The organism is Cupriavidus sp. DB3 (assembly GCF_020418465.1).
Classification (GTDB): Bacteria; Pseudomonadota; Gammaproteobacteria; order Burkholderiales; family Burkholderiaceae; genus Cupriavidus; species Cupriavidus cauae.
In genome coordinates, this window is record NZ_JAIZPL010000004.1 from 353,951 (window position 1) to 372,449 (window position 18,499).

Consider the following 18,499-nt stretch of genomic DNA (forward strand, 5'->3'; position numbering starts at 1 on the left):
CCGACACTCCATGTCTTCTTCCGCTTCCTCCTTCCCGGTCGGCTCGACCGTGACCTCGCTGCGCCAGATCGCCGACGCGCTCGCCGCCGGCGCGGTGTCGGCCGAAGAGCTGGCGCGCGACTACCTGGCCCGCATCGAGCAGGCCGGCGCGCTGAACGCCTATGTCCATGTCGACGCCGAGATGACGCTGGCCCAGGCCCGCGCCGCCGACGAACGCCGCGCGCGCGGCGAGGCCGGTCCGCTGACCGGCGTGCCGATCGCCCACAAGGACGTGTTCGTCACGCGCGGCTGGCGCTCGACCGCCGGCTCGCGCATGCTGGCGGACTACGAGAGCCCGTTCGACGCCACCGTGGTCGAGCGGCTGGCCGCCGCCGGCATGGTGACGCTGGGCAAGACCAATATGGACGAATTCGCGATGGGCTCGTCCAACGAGAACTCGCACTTCGGCCCGGTGCGCAACCCGTGGGACGCGTCGCGCGTGCCCGGCGGCTCGTCGGGCGGCTCGGCCGCGGCGGTCGCCGCGGGCCTCGCGCCGGCCGCCACCGGCACCGACACCGGCGGCTCGATCCGCCAGCCGGCCGCGTTTTCGGGCATCACCGGCATCAAGCCGACCTACGGCCGCGTGTCGCGCTTCGGCATGATCGCGTTCGCCTCGTCGCTGGACCAGGCCGGCCCGATGGCGCGCAGCGCCGAGGACTGCGCGCTGCTGCTCAATGCGATGGCCGGGTTCGACGAGCGCGATTCGACCTCGCTGACGCCGGCCCAGGGCGGCGTGGACGAGGACTTCACGCGGCTGCTGGGCCAGCCGCGCGGCGGGGCCAGCGCCAGCCAGCCGCTGGCCGGCCTGCGCATCGGCCTGCCGCGCGAGTACTTCGGCGCCGGACTGTCGGCCGATGTCGAGGCCGCGGTGCGCGCCGCGCTGCGCGAATACGAGAAGCTCGGCGCGACGCTGGTCGAGGTGTCGCTGCCGAAGACCGAACTGTCGATCCCGGTCTACTACGTGATCGCGCCGGCCGAGGCGTCGTCGAACCTGTCGCGCTTCGATGGCGCGCGCTACGGCCACCGCGCCGCCGAGTACCGCGACCTGCTCGACATGTACAAGAAGACCCGCGCCGAGGGCTTCGGCTGGGAGGTCAAGCGCCGCATCCTGGTCGGCACCTATGTGCTGTCGCACGGCTACTACGACGCCTACTACCTGCAGGCGCAGAAGATCCGCCGCATCATCGCGGACGACTTCCAGCGCGCCTTCGGCGAATGCGACGTGATCATGGGACCGGTCGCGCCGACGGTGGCGTGGAAGCTCGGCGAGAAGAGCGCCGATCCGGTGCAGATGTACCTGGCCGACATCTTCACGCTGTCGACCAGCCTGGCCGGCCTGCCCGGCATGAGCGTGCCCTGCGGTTTCGGCGAGGGCGGCATGCCGGTTGGCCTGCAGATGATCGGCAACTACTTCGGCGAGGCGCAGCTGCTGCAGACCGCGCACGCCTTCCAGCAGGCTACCGACTGGCATCTGCGCCAGCCTTCGCAGGCATGACCATGAACGCGCTGCTTTCGACCCGCCCGTCCCGCCGTCCGTCCGCCGGTCTTTCGGCCGGCCGCCTGGCCTTGACCGCCGTGCTGCTGGCCGCGCTGGCCGGCTGCATTCCGCTGCCGCGCATCGGCGGTCCGACGCCGATCGCCGATCGCGATATCGACCTGGCGGGCGACTGCCGCCGCACCGAGGAGGACGGGTTCCGCGAGGACGCGCAGCTGCGCGTGTCGGACAACAACGTGCAGCAGCTGTCGTGGAAGCTGTGGGTCGGCAAGCGCGGCTCGTGCAGCTTCGACCTGGCCGAGTTCCGCCAGACCCGCCGCAAGCCGCATATCGAACTGGCCGCGCGCGACGGCAGCGCGTGCAAGCTGCTGGTCTGGCAGGACCCGCGCCGCGTCACGCTGGCGCATGCCAATTGCCAGAGCCGCTGCACGCCGGGCATCTACGAAGAGGCGTGGCCGGTCATGTTCGAACCGGGCACCGGCACCTGCGCGCGCACGCAATAACGCGCGGCAGAACCCGCAGCGACGAAACGCACAGCGACGAAACGCACAGCGCACAACGCAGAACGCGGAACGCAAAACGCAGAACGCGAAAGCAAACGGCGGCGCGGCCCATGCCGGCGCCGCCGCAAGGAACCAACAGGAATACCGCCATGCAATGGGAAGTGGTGATCGGCCTCGAAACGCATACGCAGCTATCGACGGCCTCGAAGATTTTTTCCGGCGCCTCCACCGCGTTCGGCGCGGCGCCCAATACCCAGGCCTGCCCGGTCGATCTGGCGCTGCCCGGCACGCTGCCGGTGCTGAACAAGGCCGCGGTCGAACGTGCGATCCAGTTCGGCCTGGCGATCGGCGCCCATGTCGCGCCGCATAGCGTGTTCGCCCGCAAGAATTACTTCTACCCGGACCTGCCCAAGGGCTACCAGATCAGCCAGTACGAGATCCCGGTGGTGCAGGGCGGCAGCCTGACCTTCCAGGTGGAGGGCCGCAAGGGCGAGTTCTACGAGAAGACCGTGCAGCTGACCCGCGCCCACCTCGAGGAGGACGCGGGCAAGTCGCTGCACGAGGACTTCGCCGGCATGACCGGCATCGACCTGAACCGCGCCGGCACGCCGCTGCTCGAGATCGTCACCGAGCCCGACATGCGCAGCGCCGCCGAGGCGGTCGCCTATGCGCGCGCGCTGCATTCGCTGGTGGTGTGGCTGGGCATCTGCGACGGCAACATGCAGGAAGGCAGCTTCCGCTGCGACGCCAACGTGTCGGTGCGGCCGGTCGGCAGCGACAAGCTCGGCACGCGCCGGGAGATCAAGAACCTGAACTCGTTCCGTTTCCTGCAACAGGCCATCGAATACGAGGTGCGCTGGCAGATCGCCGAGATCGAGGACGGCCGCGAGATCCAGCAGGCCACCGTGCTGTTCGATCCGGACACCGGGGAGACGCGCGCGATGCGGACCAAGGAAGACGCGCACGACTACCGCTACTTCCCCGATCCGGACCTGCTGCCGCTCGAGATCGAGCCGGCCTGGGTCGAGCGCGTGCGCGCCGCGATGCCGGAACTGCCGGCCGCGATGCAGGCGCGCTTCGTCTCGCAATATGGCCTGCCCGCCTACGATGCCAGCGTGCTGACCTCGTCGAAGGCGCTGGCCAACTGGTTCGAGCAGGTCGTCGCCGAAGCCGGCGCGGCCAACGCCAAGCCCGCGGCCAACTGGCTGATGGGCGATGTCGCCTCGCAGCTGAACCGCGAGGGCATCGAAATCGACGGCGCGCCGATCCGCCCCGCGCAGCTCGCGCTGCTGCTCAAGCGCATCGCCGACGGCACGGTGTCGAACAACACCGCCAAGAAGGACGTGTTCCCGGCGATGTGGGCCGGAGAGTGCGAGGGCGACGCCGATGCGATCATCGCGGCCAAGGGCCTGAAGCAGATGTCGGACACCGGCGCGCTCGAGGCCATCATCGACGAGGTGCTGGCCGCCAACGCCAAGTCGGTCGAGGAGTTCCGCGCCGGCAAGGAGAAGGCGTTCAACGCGCTGGTCGGCCAGGCGATGAAGGCGACCAAGGGCAAGGCCAATCCGGCCCAGGTCAACGAACTGCTGCGCAAGAAGCTCGGCTGACAGGCGCGGTGCAGGCAGATGACGAACCCGCGCTCAAGCGCGGGTTTTTTCATGGCGCGGCGGGTTTGGGGCCATGCCGGTCGATCGATCGCCCGGCCCCTCTCCCCGGCCCTCTCCCGCAGGCGGGAGAGGGAGAACACCGACAGCGTTTTTCCCCCTCTCTCCCGCCTGCGGGAGAGAGCCTGGGGAGAGGGCTGCCCGCTCCTCACCAACTGCGTTTGCTACACTCCAGCGCAAATCGTTCGATGACCCGCCAATGAATCCGCAAGACGTCGCCGCCTATCTGCAAAGTCATCCCCAGTTCTTCGAGGACCACGCCGAGCTGCTCGCCTCCGTGCAGCTGACGAGCCCGCACAGCCATCGCGCGGTGTCGCTGCAGCAACGCCAGATGGAAATCCTGCGCGAGAAGAACAAGGGCCTCGAACTGAAGCTGGCCAATCTGATGCGCCACGGCCACGACAACGACCGCACGCAGAACCGCATGCACGCGTGGCAGCTGCGGCTGCTCGGCGAAGCCGATGCGCTGGCGCTGCCGATGGCGGTCAGCCAGGGCCTGCAGCAGGTGTTCGATGTGCCGGCCGTCGCGCTGCGGCTGTGGCAGCTGGCCGAAACGCACGCCCCGCTTGATCTGCTGCGCGGCGACGCGGCCGCCGCGACCGAAGCCGCGCGCCGCTTTGCCGAGGGTCTGCAGACGCCGTATTGCGGCGGCAATCCGTGGGCCATCGAACCGGCCGTCGCCGAAGAGGGCGCCCCGCCTGCACCCGCACCCGCGTCTGCGGCCGCGGCCGATACGCTTGGCGAAGGCGGCAGGCAGGCGGTCGACTGGCTCGAGCGCGACGACATCGCATCGCTCGCGATGGTCGCGCTGCGCGCCCCCGCCGGCGAGGACGCCGAAACCGGTCCGACCTTCGGCCTGCTGGTGCTTGGCTCGCCCGACCCGCGCCGCTTCCACGAAGGCATGGGCACCGCCTATCTGAGCCGCATCGGCGAACTGGCCGGCGCGGCGCTGGCGCGGCTGCGCGCCTGAGGCGAGGACCCGGGCGGCAACAGATGGCCCGCTCCCCCGAACCCGCCGCCGCGGCGGACGCGCCCCCTCCCGCTCTCGATCCGCTGCTGCGCACCTACCTCGACTGGCTGGCCAGCAGCCGCAAGCTGGCCGAGCACACGCTGGTCGGCTACCGGCGCGACCTGTCGGTATTGCAGGCGCAGGCCGCCAAATTCGCCCCCGGTACCGCGCTGACCGCGCTGCGTACCGACCAGATCCGCAGCTTCGCCGCGCGTCTGCGCGGCAGTGGCCTTGCTTCCACCAGCATTGCGCGGGCGCTGTCGGCCTGGCGCGGCTTCTATCTGTGGGCCGCGCGGCACGGCCACGGCGTCGAGGCCAATCCGGTAGACGGCGTGCGCGCCCCCAAGGCCGGACGGCCGCTGCCCAAGGCGCTGTCGGTCGAGCATGCGGTGGCGCTGGTCGGCCAGCCGGCCGGCGAGGGCGCCGAAGGGCTGCGCGACCAGGCCGTGTTCGAGCTCGGCTATTCGAGCGGCCTGCGCGTGTCCGAGCTGGTGCAGCTCGATCTGCGCTACGTGGAAGAGGACGGCTACCGCTCGTCTGGTTGGGTCGACCTGGCCGCGGGCGAGGTCACGGTGCTCGGCAAGGGTTCGCGCCGCCGCAGCGTGCCGGTCGGCAGCAAGGCCGTGCAGGCACTGCGGGCCTGGCTGGCGGTGCGCGACGAGTGGGTACGGGCGACGGCCGAAGCTGGCCATCGGCACGCGCTGTTCCTGTCGCGGCGCGGCGAGCGCCTGTCGGACCGCACCGTGCGCACCCGCATCAAGCAGCAGGCCATCCGCGCCGGCGTGCCGGCCGACGTGCATCCGCACATGCTGCGGCACTCGTTCGCCAGCCACGTGCTGCAGTCGTCGGGCGACCTGCGCGCGGTGCAGGAGATGCTGGGCCACGCCAGCGTGGCCACCACGCAGATCTACACGGCGCTCGACTTCCAGCACCTGGCAAAGGTCTACGACCAGGCCCATCCGCGCGCACGGCTGGCCGAGCGTGACACGGCGGCGACGCCCTCGACGCCCTCGACGCCCTCGAAGGCATCCACGCCCTCGAAGTCATCGATGCCGGGCGACGACGAACCGGCCTGAGGCTCCTGGCTTCCGCTCAAGCCCAAGCCCAAGCCCAAGCCCAAGCCCAACCCTAGGCCCACTGCGACAGCACCTGCCGGAACGCCGCGATCTCCGGCAGCAGCCAGGTCCGGAACGCCTGCACCTTCGGCGTATCGAGCATCGCCGGCGTGCAGACGAAGTACAGCAGCCACGGACACGGGATGCTGACGTCGAACAGCCGCACCACCCGCCCCGACAGCAGATCGTTATAGGCCAGCGACGAGCGGATCAGCGCGATACCCTGGCCCTCGGCCGCGGCCTGCAGCAGCAGCGACGAATCCTCGAACATCAGCCCCTTGCGCGGCTCGGGCCAGTCCAGTCCGGCCGCCTCGAACCAGGGCCGCCACGGATCGCCTTCTCCGCGCAGCAGCGTCAGCCCCTGCATGTCCTCGGGACGCGCCGGCAGCTTGCCGCCCAGGAAGTTCGGGCTGCAGACCGGGAAGAACACATCGTCGAGCAGCCGTTCGACATAGAGCCCCGGATAGTCGCCGCTGCCCATGCGCAGCGCCACGTCGACCTCGTCGCGGGTGAAGTCGACCAGCGTGTTCGACGACATCAGCTCGACGTCCAGCTCGGGATGCCGCTCGATGAAGCTGCCGATGCGCGGCGTCAGCCAGCGCGCCGCGAACGACGGCATGGTGCTGATGGTCAGCCGCTTGTCGCGCGTGCCGGACTGCAGCGCCCGCGTCGCCTCGGCGATCTGCAGCAGCGCGTCGCGCACGCGCTCGGCGTAGACGCGTCCGGCCGGCGTCAGGCTGACCCGCTTGCCGTTGCGGGCGAACAGCGGCTGGCCCAGCTCCTCTTCCAGTGCCCGTACCTGATGGCTGACCGCCCCATGGGTGACGAACAGCTCGGTGGCCGCGCGCGAGAAGCTTTCGTGCCGGGCGGCGGCCTCGAAGGCGCGCAGCGCGGTCAGCGCCGGCAGCCGTGGCAGTTCCCGATGCCAGGCGCGCGGCAGTTCGGCGGGGTTGCGCTTGAGGGTCATTGCAGCGTTCGTCGGGGGTTCGTTATGTGAGATTGGCTAACAAGGGAAATCAATATATATCGTTTTGGGGGTGGCCGGGCAATCACTAGAATGCAGTGCATCGGGACCGCAACAGCGAGCGCGCCAGGCCAACCCAGGCCAGACACGGTAAAGCGGGACGCCAGCCACGCGAGATTTGCGTGCCGGACGGTACCGTCACCTTAGTGAAGGAAGTCCAAAATGGAAACCCTGCTCACAACGACCGTCTTCAGCCTGAACCCGGGCGAGGTCGCGCCGCTGTCGGTGCATACCGCGCAACGGCTTTATGTGGAAGATGCCGCCGGCCTGAACCTGTGGGTCACCCGCGACGGCGATTCGGAAGATTACTGGCTGCGCTGCGGCGCCAGCCTGCAGCTGAACCGCGGCGACGAAGTGGTGCTCAGCGTCGATCCGCGCGCCGAGCGCCCGGTACGGCTGGCGCTGATCGCCGAGGCGCGCCGCCCGGCGGCCACCAACCTGCCGCATCTGGTGAACCGCATCGTGAGGCGCCTGGTTCGAGGCACGCAATGGTCGCCTGGCCAGGACGTCGTCGCCGCCTCCTGAACGGAACGGGGAGGCGAAAACGGAAGCGGCAGGCCGGCGCCATCTGCGGCTGGTCTACAGCCGGCCGCCGGCGCGTCCGATCCCGGACGAAGGTCGGCCCAGCCGCGGACAACCCTGACGGCGCCAGGGTGACAGCCGCCAGCGAACCAAGGGCCGGTGCGAACCGGCCCTTTTCGCTACACTCTCGGCATGCAAGCAATCGAAGTCATCGAACGGGGCCGGGAGGACTACGCGCCCTGTTTCGACGCGATGCGCGCCTACACCGCCGCGCGCACCGCCGAATCTCCCGACCAGATCTGGCTCGTCGAGCATCCGCCGGTCTACACGCTGGGCCAGGCGGGCGACCCCTCGCATCTGCTGTCGCCCGATCCGGCGATCCCTTTGGTGCGGATCGATCGTGGCGGCCAAATCACTTATCACGGACCGGGCCAGGTCGTCGCCTACCTGTTGCTGGACCTGCGCCGCCGCCGCCTGATGGTGCGCGAGCTGGTCCATGCGATCGAGCAGGCGGTGCTGGACACGCTCGCGGCGTATAATCTGCCCGCCGAACGCAAGCCTGGCGCGCCCGGCATCTATCTGTCCGACGGTCCGCACCGCGGCGCCAAGATCGCCGCGCTGGGCCTGAAGATCCGCAACGGCTGCAGCTATCACGGCGTCAGCCTGAACGTGCGGATGGATCTGGACCCGTTCCTGCGTATCAACCCGTGCGGTTATGCCGGCCTCGAGACGGTCGACATGGCCCGCGCCGGCGCGACGGTGCCGGCGGCCGATGCCGACGGCGGCGTGCGCCGGGAAGCGGTCGACGCCCGGCACCAGCCCGAGATCGCGCGTCGCCTGGCGGCGGCATTGTGCGAGGTACTGGCGGCGGCGCAACTGCGCGCGGCGGGCGGCGAGCCGGTAGTGAACGACGAAGCGAACGAACCGGCGAACCAGCGAGAGAACGAGCCAGCCGCCACGGCCCCCGGCCAACTGACACCCCTGACCACGGCCTAGCCGACCTATGCGCGCGGGGAGCGCGCGGAGAACACCATGAGCGACGCCCTGATCGCCACCTCGAATCCCCAAGGCGATGCCGCCCAAGGCGCGGCCTACGACCCGACCCGCAAGCAGAAGTCGGCCGACAAGACCGCCCGCATTCCGATCAAGATCGTCCCCGCCGAGAAGCTGAAGAAGCCGGACTGGATCCGCGTGAAGGCGGCCACCGGCAATTCGCGTTTCTACGAGATCAAGGACATCCTGCGCGCCAACAACCTGGTGACGGTGTGCGAGGAAGCGAGCTGCCCGAACATCGGCGAATGCTTCGGCAAGGGCACCGCGACGTTCATGATCATGGGCGACAAGTGCACGCGCCGCTGCCCGTTCTGCGACGTCGGCCACGGCCGCCCGGATCCGCTCGATGTCAACGAGCCGCTGAACCTGGCCAAGACCATCGCCCAGCTGAAGCTGAACTATGTGGTGATCACCAGCGTCGATCGCGACGACCTGCGCGACGGCGGCGCCCAGCACTATGTGGATTGCATCAGCAAGACCCGCGAGCTGTCGCCGATCACCCGCATCGAGGTGCTGGTGCCGGACTTCCGCGGCCGCCTGGACAAGGCGCTGGACATCCTGCAGGCCTGCCCGCCCGACGTGATGAACCACAACCTCGAAACGGTGCCGCGCCTCTACAAGCAGGCGCGTCCGGGCGCCGACTACGCGCACTCGCTGAAGCTGCTGCAGGAGTTCAAGCGCCGCAATCCGGACGTGCCGACCAAGTCCGGCCTGATGGTGGGCCTGGGCGAGACCGACGAGGAAATCCTGGAGGTCATGCGCGACATGCGCGCGCACGACATCGACATGCTGACCATCGGCCAGTACCTGGCGCCGTCGAATCACCATCTGCCGGTGCTGCGCTACGTCCATCCCGACACCTTCAAGATGTTCGAGGAAGAGGCCTACAAGATGGGCTTCACCCACGCCGCGGTCGGTGCGATGGTGCGCAGTTCCTACCATGCCGACCAGCAGGCGCACCAGGCCGGCTTCGCCTGATCCCGCCCGGCGCCCTTCCGCGGCGCCGGCATCCGCCTTGCCCGACAACGATTGCGCGGCCGCCCCTCCGGCGGCCGCAGTTTCCGCGGCCGCCCCTGCTCTTGATGCGGGCACCAGCCGCCTGCGCACGCCGCGCGATATCACCGATCTGCTCAATTTCCGTCTCGCGGCGCTGGTTGGCGCCAGCGGCGCGGCCGTGATCCGCCTGTGCGAGGGCCAGTACGGTGTGTCGCGCCGCGAATGGGCGCTGCTTGGGCTGCTGGCCGTGCGCGGCGCGCAGGCGCCGTCGGAGATCGCGGGCCAATGCCATCTGGACCGGACGCGCGTGTCGCGCGCGATCACGCGGCTGACCGCCAAGGGTTTGATCCGGCGGCAGACGCTGGACGGGGACCGCCGGCGCGCCAGCGTCGCGCTGACGCCAGCGGGGCAGGCGCTCTATCGGCAATTGTTCGACGAGGTGGCGGCGATCAACCGGCAGCTGGTCGAGACGCTATCGGATGGCGAACTGGCGGTGCTCGACACGCTGTTGACCGCGCTGACCGAGCAGGCGGTACGCGTCAAGCGGCAGGTCGCCACCACGGTCAGCACCAACCGCTGGCGGGGCGGCGGTGCGCGGCGCCAGTGGTCGGCGCCCGAGGATGCGTCTGACGATGCGTTGGACGAGGCATCGGAGAACGGACCGCAAACGCAGGCCATCTCCGGCCAGGACCGCGCCGACCGCTAGCGCGGCGCCGATCGTCAGCCCAGCGCCGAGCGTCAGCGCAGCCCCAACGTCAGCGCCCGCTGGCGCAGTGCCGACCGCCAGCGCGGCGCTGACCGTTATCGCAGCGCCTCCCGGGCGCCGCGCCATTTCTCGTGCAGCAGCTCCTCCGGCAGTTCGCTCTCGTCCCAGAACCCGAGCAGGATCCCCTTGCGGACCGATGCGCCCCGCATCGCGGCGATGCGCTCGTCGCTGATCGCGGTGCGCTGCGACTGCCGCAGTCCCCATTGCGCGAGCGCAAGATACATCCGCTCGCATTGCGCCTGGTGGGCCGGATCGGCGCCGAGGTCGTGCAGCTCGTGCGGGTCCTCGGCGAGATCGAACAGCATCGGCCGGAAGCCCGGCGCGTGGATGTACTTCCAGCGCTCGTCGACCACCATGAACAGCCGCGCATCGAGCGGCGCGACGCCCAGCGATATCGCGGCACCGGTGGCCGAGTAGTCGTATTCGCTGATCGCATGGCGGCGCCAGCTGGCCGGCGCCTGCCCATGCAGCCAGGGCTGCAGCGGGCGTCCTTCCAGCCGGTGCGGCTGGGGCGTGCCGCCGCAGGCTTCGACGAAGGTCGGCACCAGATCGATCGCCTCGACCAGCGCATCGCATACCGAGCCGCGCGTCGCGTCCGCCGCCGGCGAGGGATCGACGACGATCAGCGGCAGCCGCACCGACGGCTCGTGGAACAGGTCCTTCTCGCCCATCCAGTGGTCGCCCAGGTAGTCGCCATGATCGGAGGTGAACACGATCATGGTGTCGTCGAGCCGGCCCTGGCTCTCGAGGAAGCGCATCAGCACGCCGATCTGGTCGTCGATCTGCGTGATCAGGCCCATATAGGCGGGAATCACCGCCTCGCGCACCTCGCCGCGGGAGAAGGCCCGGCTGACGCGCGAATTGAGGAAGGCCTGGTAGATCGGATGCGGCTGCGCGCGCTCGGCCTCGCTGCGCACGGGCGACGGCACGTCGGCGGGGCCGTACATCGCGTGATAGGGCGCCGGCGCGATGCAGGGCCAATGCGGCTTGATATAGGACAGATGCAGGCACCACGGTGCCTCGCCCGCCTGCTCGATGAATTCCATCGCCCGCCGCGTCATGTACGGCGTTTCGGAATGCTCTTCCGCCACGCGCGCGGGCCGGGTCGAATTGCGCAGCAGCCAGCCCGACAGCAGATTGCCGTTCTCGTCCTCGCCGGCGTTGGCCCAGTCGTCCCAGCCGTCGTCGCCCGCATAGCCAAGCTCGCGCAGGTAGTCGTTGTAGCGCACCGGCTTCGGATCGTAGCGGCCGGCCGGGCCGCTGCCGTGCAGCCCGTCGTCGCGCTCGTACGGATCGAAGCCGCACTCGGCCACGCGCGTGCCGATCAGCGAATTGGGGTCGATGCCCAGCCGCGCCATGCCCTCGGTGTCGGCCGCCATATGGGTCTTGCCGACCAGCACCGTCTGCCGCCCGAGCGGGCGCAGATAGTCGCCCAGCGTCATCTCGCCGACCTTCAGCGGGAAGTTGTTCCAGGCGGCGCCGTGCGAATCGACATAGCGGCCGGTGTAGAAGCTCATCCGCGACGAGCCGCAGATCGTCGATTGCGCATAGGCGCGCGAGAAGCGCACCCCGCGCGCGGCCAGCGCGTCGATATTCGGCGTGCGGATGGTCGGATGCCCGGTGCAGGACAGGTAGTCCCACCGCAGCTGGTCGCACATGATGAAAAGGATATTGCGGGCCATCGCCGTCGCTCCTTGCTGATCCAGTCCGGCCGGACGTTATTGCTGGAAGCCGCTGCGCTTGACCACCGGCTGCCACTGGGCGTTGTAGGCCTTGAGCATGTCCGCGGTCTGCTGTTGCGTGCTGGCCACCGGCTGCATGTTGGCGGCGACGAAGCGCTGCTGCACCGCCGGGTCCGACATCACGCTGTGGATCGCCGCGGACAGCGCCTTGACCTTCTCGGGCGGCATCGACTTCGGCGCGAAGAACGCGTTCCAGCCGTCGGCGGCCAGGTCGATGCCGGCCTCCTTCAGCGTGGGGATGTCCTTGGCGAACGACGAGCGCGTCTTGCCGGAGACCGCCAGGATCTTCAGCTTGCCGCTCTGATGCAGCGACAGCACCGCGTCGAGCGTGTCGACGCCGACCGGCACCTGGCCGCCCAGCATGTCGGTGGCCAGCGGCGCCGAGCCCTTGTAGCCGACCACGTCGCCCTTGACGCCGGCGCGCTCGGCCAGCATCAGCGCGAAGAAGTGGGGCAGGCTGCCGGTGGCCGGCACGCCGAAGAAGGCCTTGCCGGGATTGGCCTTGAGCCAGGCCACCAGATGCGACATCTCGCGGACCGGCACCTGCGGGCCGGTGATCACGGCGAAGTCGTAGGACGAGACCTGCGACACCGGCACGAAATCGGTGTCCGGATCGTAGCTGGTGTCCTTGAACACCAGCGGCGCGACCGTCATCACGGCGGGATTGCCGAGCATCAGCACGTTGTCCGTGGGACCGGCGTGCCTGACCTGCTGCGCGGCCAGCCGGCCGCCGGCGCCGGCCTTGTTCTCGACCACCACGGTGACGCCGTACTTGGCCTGCAGCGCCTGGCCGACGATGCGCGCGGCGCGGTCCGAGGCGCCGCCCGGCGCGTAGCCGACGACGAAGCGCAGCGGTCCGTCGATCTTCTCGATTTTCTGTGCCAGCGCGGCGGGCGCGCCGGCGGCGCCGGCCGCCAGCAGCGCAACGGCCACGGCCGCATGGCGGGCCTTGCGGGTCAATTCTGCGAATGTCATGGCGTCTCCGTGAGGTTCCTTTCTGCGAGGTCGCGGGCAAATTTAAGCGGGACATCGACGATTGATCTAATCAACTATTGGCGCGCGCCGCTATGGAAAACCCTAGGCGCCGGCATGGCGCCACAGGTTTCGCAAAACTCACTTTCTCGATAAATTGCCGATAAGACGCATGGCGGGCTCCACCGCGCTTTTCCGGACAGCATTCCGGACAGCATTCCGGGCGCATTGCCGAACGCATCTCCCAACGCATTCCCGAACGCATTCCGGACCCGCCACGCAACCTGGATTCCGCACCGATCACCATCATGGTCACCTGCACGATCCACCGCCTTGCCGAGCGCGCGCTGCTGTGCAGCGTGCCGCCTCCCGCGTCGCTCGACGTGCAACGCCGCTTCTGGGCGATGGCCGATCTGGCCGGCGCATGGCCCGGCGTGGTGGACGCCTATCCCGGCATGAACAGCCTGACGGTGCTGTTCGACGACGGGGCCGACCCGGACCAGCTCGAAGCCGCGCTGGCGCAGGCGTGGGCGCGCGGGGAGGGCGGTAACGTCGGCGGCAAGGTCAGCGGCGAGGTCCACGCCCACGCCAACGTCAGCCCCAACGTCAGCCCCAACGTCAGCCCCAACGCCGGCCCCAACGCCGGCCCCAACGCCGGCTTCAACGCCGGCCCTAACGCCGGCTCCAACGCCGGCCCTAACGCCGGCTCCAACGCCGGCTCCAACGCCGGCTCCAACGCCGGCTCCAACGCCGGCCCCGAGGTCGCCGGCCGCGTCGTCGAGATTCCCGTCCGCTACGGTGGCGACGACGGTCCCGATCTGGCCGACGTCGCCGCTCATACCGGCCTGACGCCCGAGGAAGTGGTGCGGCGGCACAGCGCCGGTACCTATACCGTCTACTTCCTCGGCTTCCAGCCCGGCTTCGCCTATCTCGGCGGACTCGACCCCGCGCTGGCGACGCCGCGCCGAACAGAGCCGCGGCTCGCGGTGCCGGCCGGCGCGGTCGGCATCGGCGGCGAGCAGACCGGCGTCTATCCCGCGGCCGCGCCCGGCGGCTGGCAATTGATCGGACGTACCGAATTGCCGCTGTTCCTGCCCGAGCGCGATCCGCCTTCGCTGCTGGCGCCGGGCGACACCGTGCGCTTCGTGGTGGCATCGGTGGCCGGACCGGTCGCCACGCCGGACGCCAAATCGGACGCCGGCTCGGACGCAAGGTCGGATGCAAGGTCGGATGCAAGGTCGGATGCCGGATCGGATCCCAAGGCGGGAGCGCGACCGGACGCCAAATCCGACGCCAAATCCGACGCCAAATCCGACGCCAAATCGGACGCCAAACCGGTCGCCAAACCGGTCGCCAAACCGGTCGCCAAATCGGTGCGCCCATGATCGAGATCCTTCGCCCCGGCGCGCTGGCGTCGATCCAGGACCTCGGCCGCAACGGCATGCGGCGGTTCGGCGTCGGCGGCACCGGCGCGCTCGACAGCCTCGCGCTGCGGGTCGGCAATCTGCTGCTGGGCAATGAGCCCGGCGCGGCCGCCATCGAATTCACGCTGGGCCGCGCCACGGTCCGCTTCCATGCCGACCTGCGCATCGCGCTGACCGGTGCCGAATGCCGCGCCGATCTCGACGGCGAGCCGGTCTGGTGCTGGCATGCGTTCGACGTGCGCGCGGGCAGCACGCTGACGCTGCCCGCGCCCCGTGGCGGCACCCGTACCTATCTGTGCGTGGCCGGCGGCATCGACGTGCCGCTGGCGATGGGCTCGCGCAGCACCGACCTGAGGGCCGGCTTCGGCGGACACCAGGGCCGCGCGCTGCGGCGGGGCGATCGGCTGGCGGCGCTGCGGCCCGGCTTCGGTCCGGCGCCATTGCCGCCGATCGGCGTGCTGGCGCCCGCGTGGGCGTTGCCGTTGCCGTCTCCATCGTCGCCCTCGTCGCAGTCGCCGCAGTCGTCGTCGTCGCCGCAGTCGCTGCAGTCGTCGCCGTCGCAGTCGCTGCAGTCGTGGCAGTCGCCACAGCGGTCTCATTCACCGCGGTCACCGCAGTCACTGCGGACGCCGCAGTCGTCGCCGTCGCCAGCATCCGCCGACGGCCGCGCGCTGCCGATCCGCATGCTGCCCGGGCTGGAGTACGATCAGTTCGAGGCCGATGCCCAGCAGGCGCTGTGGCAGGCCGACTGGACCGTCACGCCGAACAGCAACCGCATGGGCTTCCGGCTCGAAGGTCCCGCGCTGGCGCGGCGGCCCGGCGCGCCGGAACTGCTGTCCCATGGCGTGGTGCCGGGCGTCATGCAGGTGCCGCCGGGCGGTCAGCCGATCGTGCTGATGGCCGATGCCCAGACCACCGGCGGCTATCCGAAGATCGGCGTCGTCATCGACGCCGATCTGTGGCGCCTCGCGCAGGCGCCGCTCGGCGCCGCCGTGCGCTTCCACCGCGTCGGCCTCGAGGAAGCCGAGGCCGCGCGCATGCAGGTGCAGACCTATCTGCGCCAGATCGCGCAGGCGGTGGCGTGGCAGTCGGAAGCGAGGACCGGGGCGCAGGCGCCGGCCGCGCGGCGGCGCGCGATGACGCGCCGGCTGTCACCGGCCGACGCCACGCTGCCGTGACGCGAGCGGACCCACCGAACGCGACGAACGGACCGAGCGCACCGACCCACCGACGCACCGAACCGAACGGAACGAACGCGACGAACGAACCAAGCGCACCAAGCGCACCAAGCGCACCAAGCGCACCCAAGCGCACCGACCGCGCCGAGCGCACCGAGCGCACCGAGCGCACCCAGCGCACCGAGCGCACCGAGCGCACCGAGCGCGACGAACCCGACGAACCCGACGAACCCGACGAACCCACGAACGCAACGAACCGACCGAACCATCCTGGAGACCCGTCATGCAGATCGATCTGAACGCCGACCTCGGCGAAGGCTGCGGCAGCGACGAAGCGCTGCTGGCGTTGATCAGCTCGGCCAATATCGCCTGCGGCTGGCATGCCGGCGACGCGTCGACCATGCTGCAGACGGTGCAGTGGGCGCTGGCCAAAGGCGTCGCCATCGGCGCGCATCCGAGCTACCCCGATCGCGAGAATTTCGGGCGTACCGAGATGCAGCGCGACCCGCGCGACATCTATGCCGACGTGCTGTACCAGATCGGCGCGCTCGCGGCGATCGTCAGGGCTCAGGGCGGCCGCCTCGCCCACGTCAAGGCGCATGGCGCGCTCTACAACCAGGCCGCACGCAACCGCGCGCAGGCACAGGCGATCGTCGACGCGGTGCGCGACTTCGATCCGCGGCTGACCTTCTTCGGCCTGGCCGGCAGCGTGATGATCGAGGTCGCGCGCGAGGCCGGGCTGACGGTCAAGGAAGAGGTCTTCGCCGACCGCGGCTACAACCCCGACGGCTCGCTGGTCCGCCGCGGCACGCCCGGCGCGCTGCTCGACGACGACGAGGCCGTGCTGTCCCAAACGTTGTCGATGGTCCGCGACCACAAGGTCCGCGCCATCGACGGGCAATGGATACCGATTCAGGCCGACACCGTCTGCCTGCACGGCGACGGCCCCCACGCGCTGGCCTTTGCGCAACGGATAAGGGACCGCCTGCGGGAAGAGGGGATTGCGGTGCGGGCTTAGGCCGCGTCGCCGGTGTTCGGTGCGTTTCGCCGCGCCCCACGGCTGCGCCGTTCCCTTCGCCGGGTCAGTCCGAACTGCTCGACGCGCCAGGCGAGATAGCAGAAGGCCAGGAACGGCCACAGCCAGCCGAGCCATTGGGCCAGGCCGTTGAAATGGACGAAGCGGCCGAGGCGCCAGCCCTGTTCGGAGACCCAGGCGTAGGGATTGGGCGGCAGCACGTTGGTCAGGATCACCAGCGTCAGCAGCGCGCTCATCGCCAGGATGCCGCGCAGCGGGCGCGGCAGACGCACCAGCAGCACCAGCGCGAGCGTGCCGGTCACCAGCGCGTAGCGCCCGCCCTCGGACAGCCAATTGAAGGCGTTGTCCGCCGGGAACTGCAGTTCGGCTGCGAGCCCCTTGAGCAGCAGCGTGGCGGCCAGCAGGCCGGCGAGGATGCGCAGCGTGGGCGCCTGCCGGCGCATTGCCACCGAGGCGAACAGGCCGGTGCCGACCCACGCGCAGCCGGTCACCAGCGATTCGAGCAACTGGTGCTGCTGCATGTCGTCGGGGCGCAGGCCGATGTCCTCCTGCAGCCGCAGGAAGCCGGGGAACACCCACTGCACCAGCTGCATCGGCCACGACTCGGGATTGGTCAGCCATTGCCGCACCAGGCCGCCCATGCCGAACAGATGCTCCTGCGGGAAGATCTGCGCGAACGGCCACAGCAGGATCAGGATGATGGCGAAGCTGGCGTGCGACTCGAACCAGGCGATGCGCAGGCGCCGCAGCGTGCCGCGGTCGATCATCGCGCTGGCGAACGGCGCCATCATCGTGCCGCCCAGCAGCGCGCCCAGCGCATTGGTCATCAGGTCGATGTTCGACGGAATGCGGTTGGGCAGCCAGGTCTGCAGCGCCTCCATCGCGCCGGACAGCACGATGCCGGCCGCGAAGGCCAGCAGCGCCGCGCGCGCCCCGGTCACGCGGGGATGCAGCGACAGCACCACCAGCGCGCCGAACGGGCAATAGCCGAGCACATTGGTCAGCAGATCGAAGTCGGTGATGTAGCGCGGCTTGGGCGCATTGAGGAAGGCCCACGGCGAGATGCCGTTGTCGGTCCAGCCGGTGAACGGATACAGGCTGACGTAGATCATCAGCAGCGTCATGCACAGCAGGCCGAAGCGCGCCAGCGGCGAATGCCGCAGCGTGCTGGCGCTCTCGGGCGGGATCGCGGCCAAGCGCGGATCCGGCGGCGTGGAGGACGGAGGCAGATCGGCCTGTTTCATGGTGCCGCTGTGATGGCGTACCGATTCAGCGTACCGGCAGCGTCGCCACCCAGTCGATGATCGCCGCGATCACGGCATCGGTGCTGCCGGCCAGCGCGCGTACGCCGCCCGCGCCGTCGGCGCTGGGGGCGGGCTGCTCGGCGGTGAAGGTCTTCTGGCCGATCATGCCGTTGCGCATCACGGTCGCGCGCACCTGCACCACGCCGCGGCTGCTGTCGGCGCTGTCGAACACCTGCTCGAAGTCGACGATATCGACCTTCAGCGCGGGCGCCTGCGTGTCGCCGCCCCAGCTCAGTTCGCCGCGGGCCGATACCGCTTCGCGCAGCCGCTCGTCGAACAGCCGCACCGGCGACATGATCCAGCGCTGCGTCGCATAGGGCTGCAGGCGTTCGGCCTGGGCATAGCGCAGCCGGTAGTGGATCGCGTTGCCGTCTAGCCAGGACGGACCATCGGTGGACAGCACGCGCAGCCGCGGCAGCGTCTTGCCCGCTGCGGCCGACGGTGCTGCGGTGGGCGGGCCGAGATCGTACGTCGTGCTCTGCGGCGTATCCGGCAGCAGCGAACAGCCGGTCAGCAGCGCGGCGGCCAACAAGGTAACGGCCAACGGGGTGGCGGCCAGCAGGGGGGCGGGCAGCATCGCGCCGGCGCCGAGACGAAGCCTGGCGGAAAAGCGGGCGAGGCGGAGCGGGGCAGCGTCGGTCATGGGCATCGGTTCCC

The 18,499-nt window shown here is 70.0% G+C and carries 16 protein-coding genes and 2 pseudogenes; 13 read left to right on the forward strand and 5 right to left on the reverse strand.

The genetic code is table 11. From position 1 onward, the window contains the following. Positions 1 to 10 precede the first annotated feature (10 nt). From gatA to K7G19_RS15065, 5 genes are all read left to right on the forward strand, one after another. Positions 11 to 1,534: an Asp-tRNA(Asn)/Glu-tRNA(Gln) amidotransferase subunit GatA gene (gene gatA, locus K7G19_RS15045; RefSeq protein ID WP_226107940.1), complete on the forward strand. Its 1,524-nt coding sequence runs from the start codon at positions 11 to 13 to the stop codon at positions 1,532 to 1,534. Positions 1,535 to 1,536: 2 nt separating this feature from the next. Beyond that, entirely contained in the window at positions 1,537 to 2,037 is a 501-nt protein-coding gene (locus K7G19_RS15050) for a hypothetical protein (RefSeq protein WP_370639549.1), read from the forward strand. Between the two features lie 149 nt (positions 2,038 to 2,186). Continuing rightward, a complete protein-coding gene (gatB, locus tag K7G19_RS15055) occupies positions 2,187 to 3,644 on the forward strand; it encodes an Asp-tRNA(Asn)/Glu-tRNA(Gln) amidotransferase subunit GatB (RefSeq protein WP_226107942.1) in 1,458 nt (485 codons plus the stop codon). A 256-nt stretch (positions 3,645 to 3,900) separates the two neighbouring features. Continuing rightward, positions 3,901 to 4,671: a DUF484 family protein gene (locus tag K7G19_RS15060; RefSeq protein WP_226107943.1), complete on the forward strand. Its 771-nt coding sequence runs from the start codon at positions 3,901 to 3,903 to the stop codon at positions 4,669 to 4,671. A 23-nt stretch (positions 4,672 to 4,694) separates the two neighbouring features. After that, on the forward strand, positions 4,695 to 5,786 hold the full coding sequence (locus tag K7G19_RS15065) for a tyrosine recombinase XerC (protein WP_226107944.1): 1,092 nt from the start codon (positions 4,695 to 4,697) through the stop codon (positions 5,784 to 5,786). Between the two features lie 52 nt (positions 5,787 to 5,838). Here K7G19_RS15065 and K7G19_RS15070 read toward each other — a convergent pair whose 3' ends face one another. Beyond that, the gene (locus K7G19_RS15070; protein ID WP_149317335.1) at positions 5,839 to 6,792 is read right to left on the reverse strand and encodes a transcriptional regulator GcvA; all 954 of its coding nucleotides are present in this window, start codon (positions 6,790 to 6,792) and stop codon (positions 5,839 to 5,841) included. A gap of 219 nt (positions 6,793 to 7,011) precedes the next feature. Here K7G19_RS15070 and K7G19_RS15075 point away from each other — a divergent pair, with 219 nt between their 5' ends. The 4 genes from K7G19_RS15075 (at position 7,012) to K7G19_RS15090 (ending at position 10,126) form a co-directional block, all read left to right on the forward strand. Then, positions 7,012 to 7,374: a DUF2917 domain-containing protein gene (locus K7G19_RS15075; protein WP_226107945.1), complete on the forward strand. Its 363-nt coding sequence runs from the start codon at positions 7,012 to 7,014 to the stop codon at positions 7,372 to 7,374. A 189-nt stretch (positions 7,375 to 7,563) separates the two neighbouring features. Continuing rightward, complete coding sequence (gene lipB, locus K7G19_RS15080) at positions 7,564 to 8,367, forward strand: lipoyl(octanoyl) transferase LipB (RefSeq protein WP_149317333.1); 804 nt, start codon at positions 7,564 to 7,566, stop codon at positions 8,365 to 8,367. Between the two features lie 36 nt (positions 8,368 to 8,403). Then, positions 8,404 to 9,402: a lipoyl synthase gene (gene lipA, locus K7G19_RS15085; protein WP_006577815.1), complete on the forward strand. Its 999-nt coding sequence runs from the start codon at positions 8,404 to 8,406 to the stop codon at positions 9,400 to 9,402. A 37-nt stretch (positions 9,403 to 9,439) separates the two neighbouring features. Continuing rightward, positions 9,440 to 10,126: a MarR family winged helix-turn-helix transcriptional regulator gene (locus K7G19_RS15090; RefSeq protein ID WP_226107946.1), complete on the forward strand. Its 687-nt coding sequence runs from the start codon at positions 9,440 to 9,442 to the stop codon at positions 10,124 to 10,126. Between the two features lie 95 nt (positions 10,127 to 10,221). On the opposite strand, the gene K7G19_RS15095 is transcribed toward K7G19_RS15090, so the two are convergent. Both K7G19_RS15095 and K7G19_RS15100 read right to left on the reverse strand, forming a co-directional pair. Beyond that, complete coding sequence (locus K7G19_RS15095) at positions 10,222 to 11,868, reverse strand: alkaline phosphatase family protein (RefSeq protein ID WP_226107947.1); 1,647 nt, start codon at positions 11,866 to 11,868, stop codon at positions 10,222 to 10,224. A gap of 36 nt (positions 11,869 to 11,904) precedes the next feature. Continuing rightward, positions 11,905 to 12,903 carry a tripartite tricarboxylate transporter substrate-binding protein gene (locus tag K7G19_RS15100; protein WP_226107949.1) on the reverse strand — a complete coding sequence of 333 codons (999 nt, stop codon included), beginning with the start codon at positions 12,901 to 12,903 and terminating at the stop codon, positions 11,905 to 11,907. 305 nt (positions 12,904 to 13,208) lie between these two features. Between K7G19_RS15100 and K7G19_RS15105 the strand changes: the two are divergent. The 4 genes and pseudogenes from K7G19_RS15105 to pxpA all read left to right on the forward strand — a co-directional run. Beyond that, positions 13,209 to 13,451 (forward strand): annotated as a pseudogene (locus K7G19_RS15105) (carboxyltransferase domain-containing protein); the annotation flags it as partial. Positions 13,452 to 13,664: 213 nt separating this feature from the next. Further along, positions 13,665 to 14,060 (forward strand): annotated as a pseudogene (gene pxpB, locus K7G19_RS15115) (5-oxoprolinase subunit PxpB); the annotation flags it as partial. A 221-nt stretch (positions 14,061 to 14,281) separates the two neighbouring features. Continuing rightward, positions 14,282 to 15,502 carry a biotin-dependent carboxyltransferase family protein gene (locus K7G19_RS15120; RefSeq protein WP_226107951.1) on the forward strand — a complete coding sequence of 407 codons (1,221 nt, stop codon included), beginning with the start codon at positions 14,282 to 14,284 and terminating at the stop codon, positions 15,500 to 15,502. A gap of 283 nt (positions 15,503 to 15,785) precedes the next feature. Further along, positions 15,786 to 16,520 (forward strand): 5-oxoprolinase subunit PxpA, encoded by a 735-nt coding sequence (gene pxpA / locus K7G19_RS15125; protein WP_149317328.1) that lies wholly within the window; start codon positions 15,786 to 15,788, stop codon positions 16,518 to 16,520. Here the strand turns inward: pxpA and K7G19_RS15130 are convergent. Continuing rightward, on the reverse strand, positions 16,517 to 17,782 hold the full coding sequence (locus tag K7G19_RS15130; protein WP_226107953.1) for a VanZ family protein: 1,266 nt from the start codon (positions 17,780 to 17,782) through the stop codon (positions 16,517 to 16,519). The genes pxpA and K7G19_RS15130 overlap by 4 nt on opposite strands. A gap of 25 nt (positions 17,783 to 17,807) precedes the next feature. Further along, positions 17,808 to 18,485, reverse strand: coding sequence for an ABC-type transport auxiliary lipoprotein family protein (locus K7G19_RS15135; protein WP_370639550.1), 678 nt, complete (start codon positions 18,483 to 18,485; stop codon positions 17,808 to 17,810). Positions 18,486 to 18,499 lie beyond the last annotated feature (14 nt).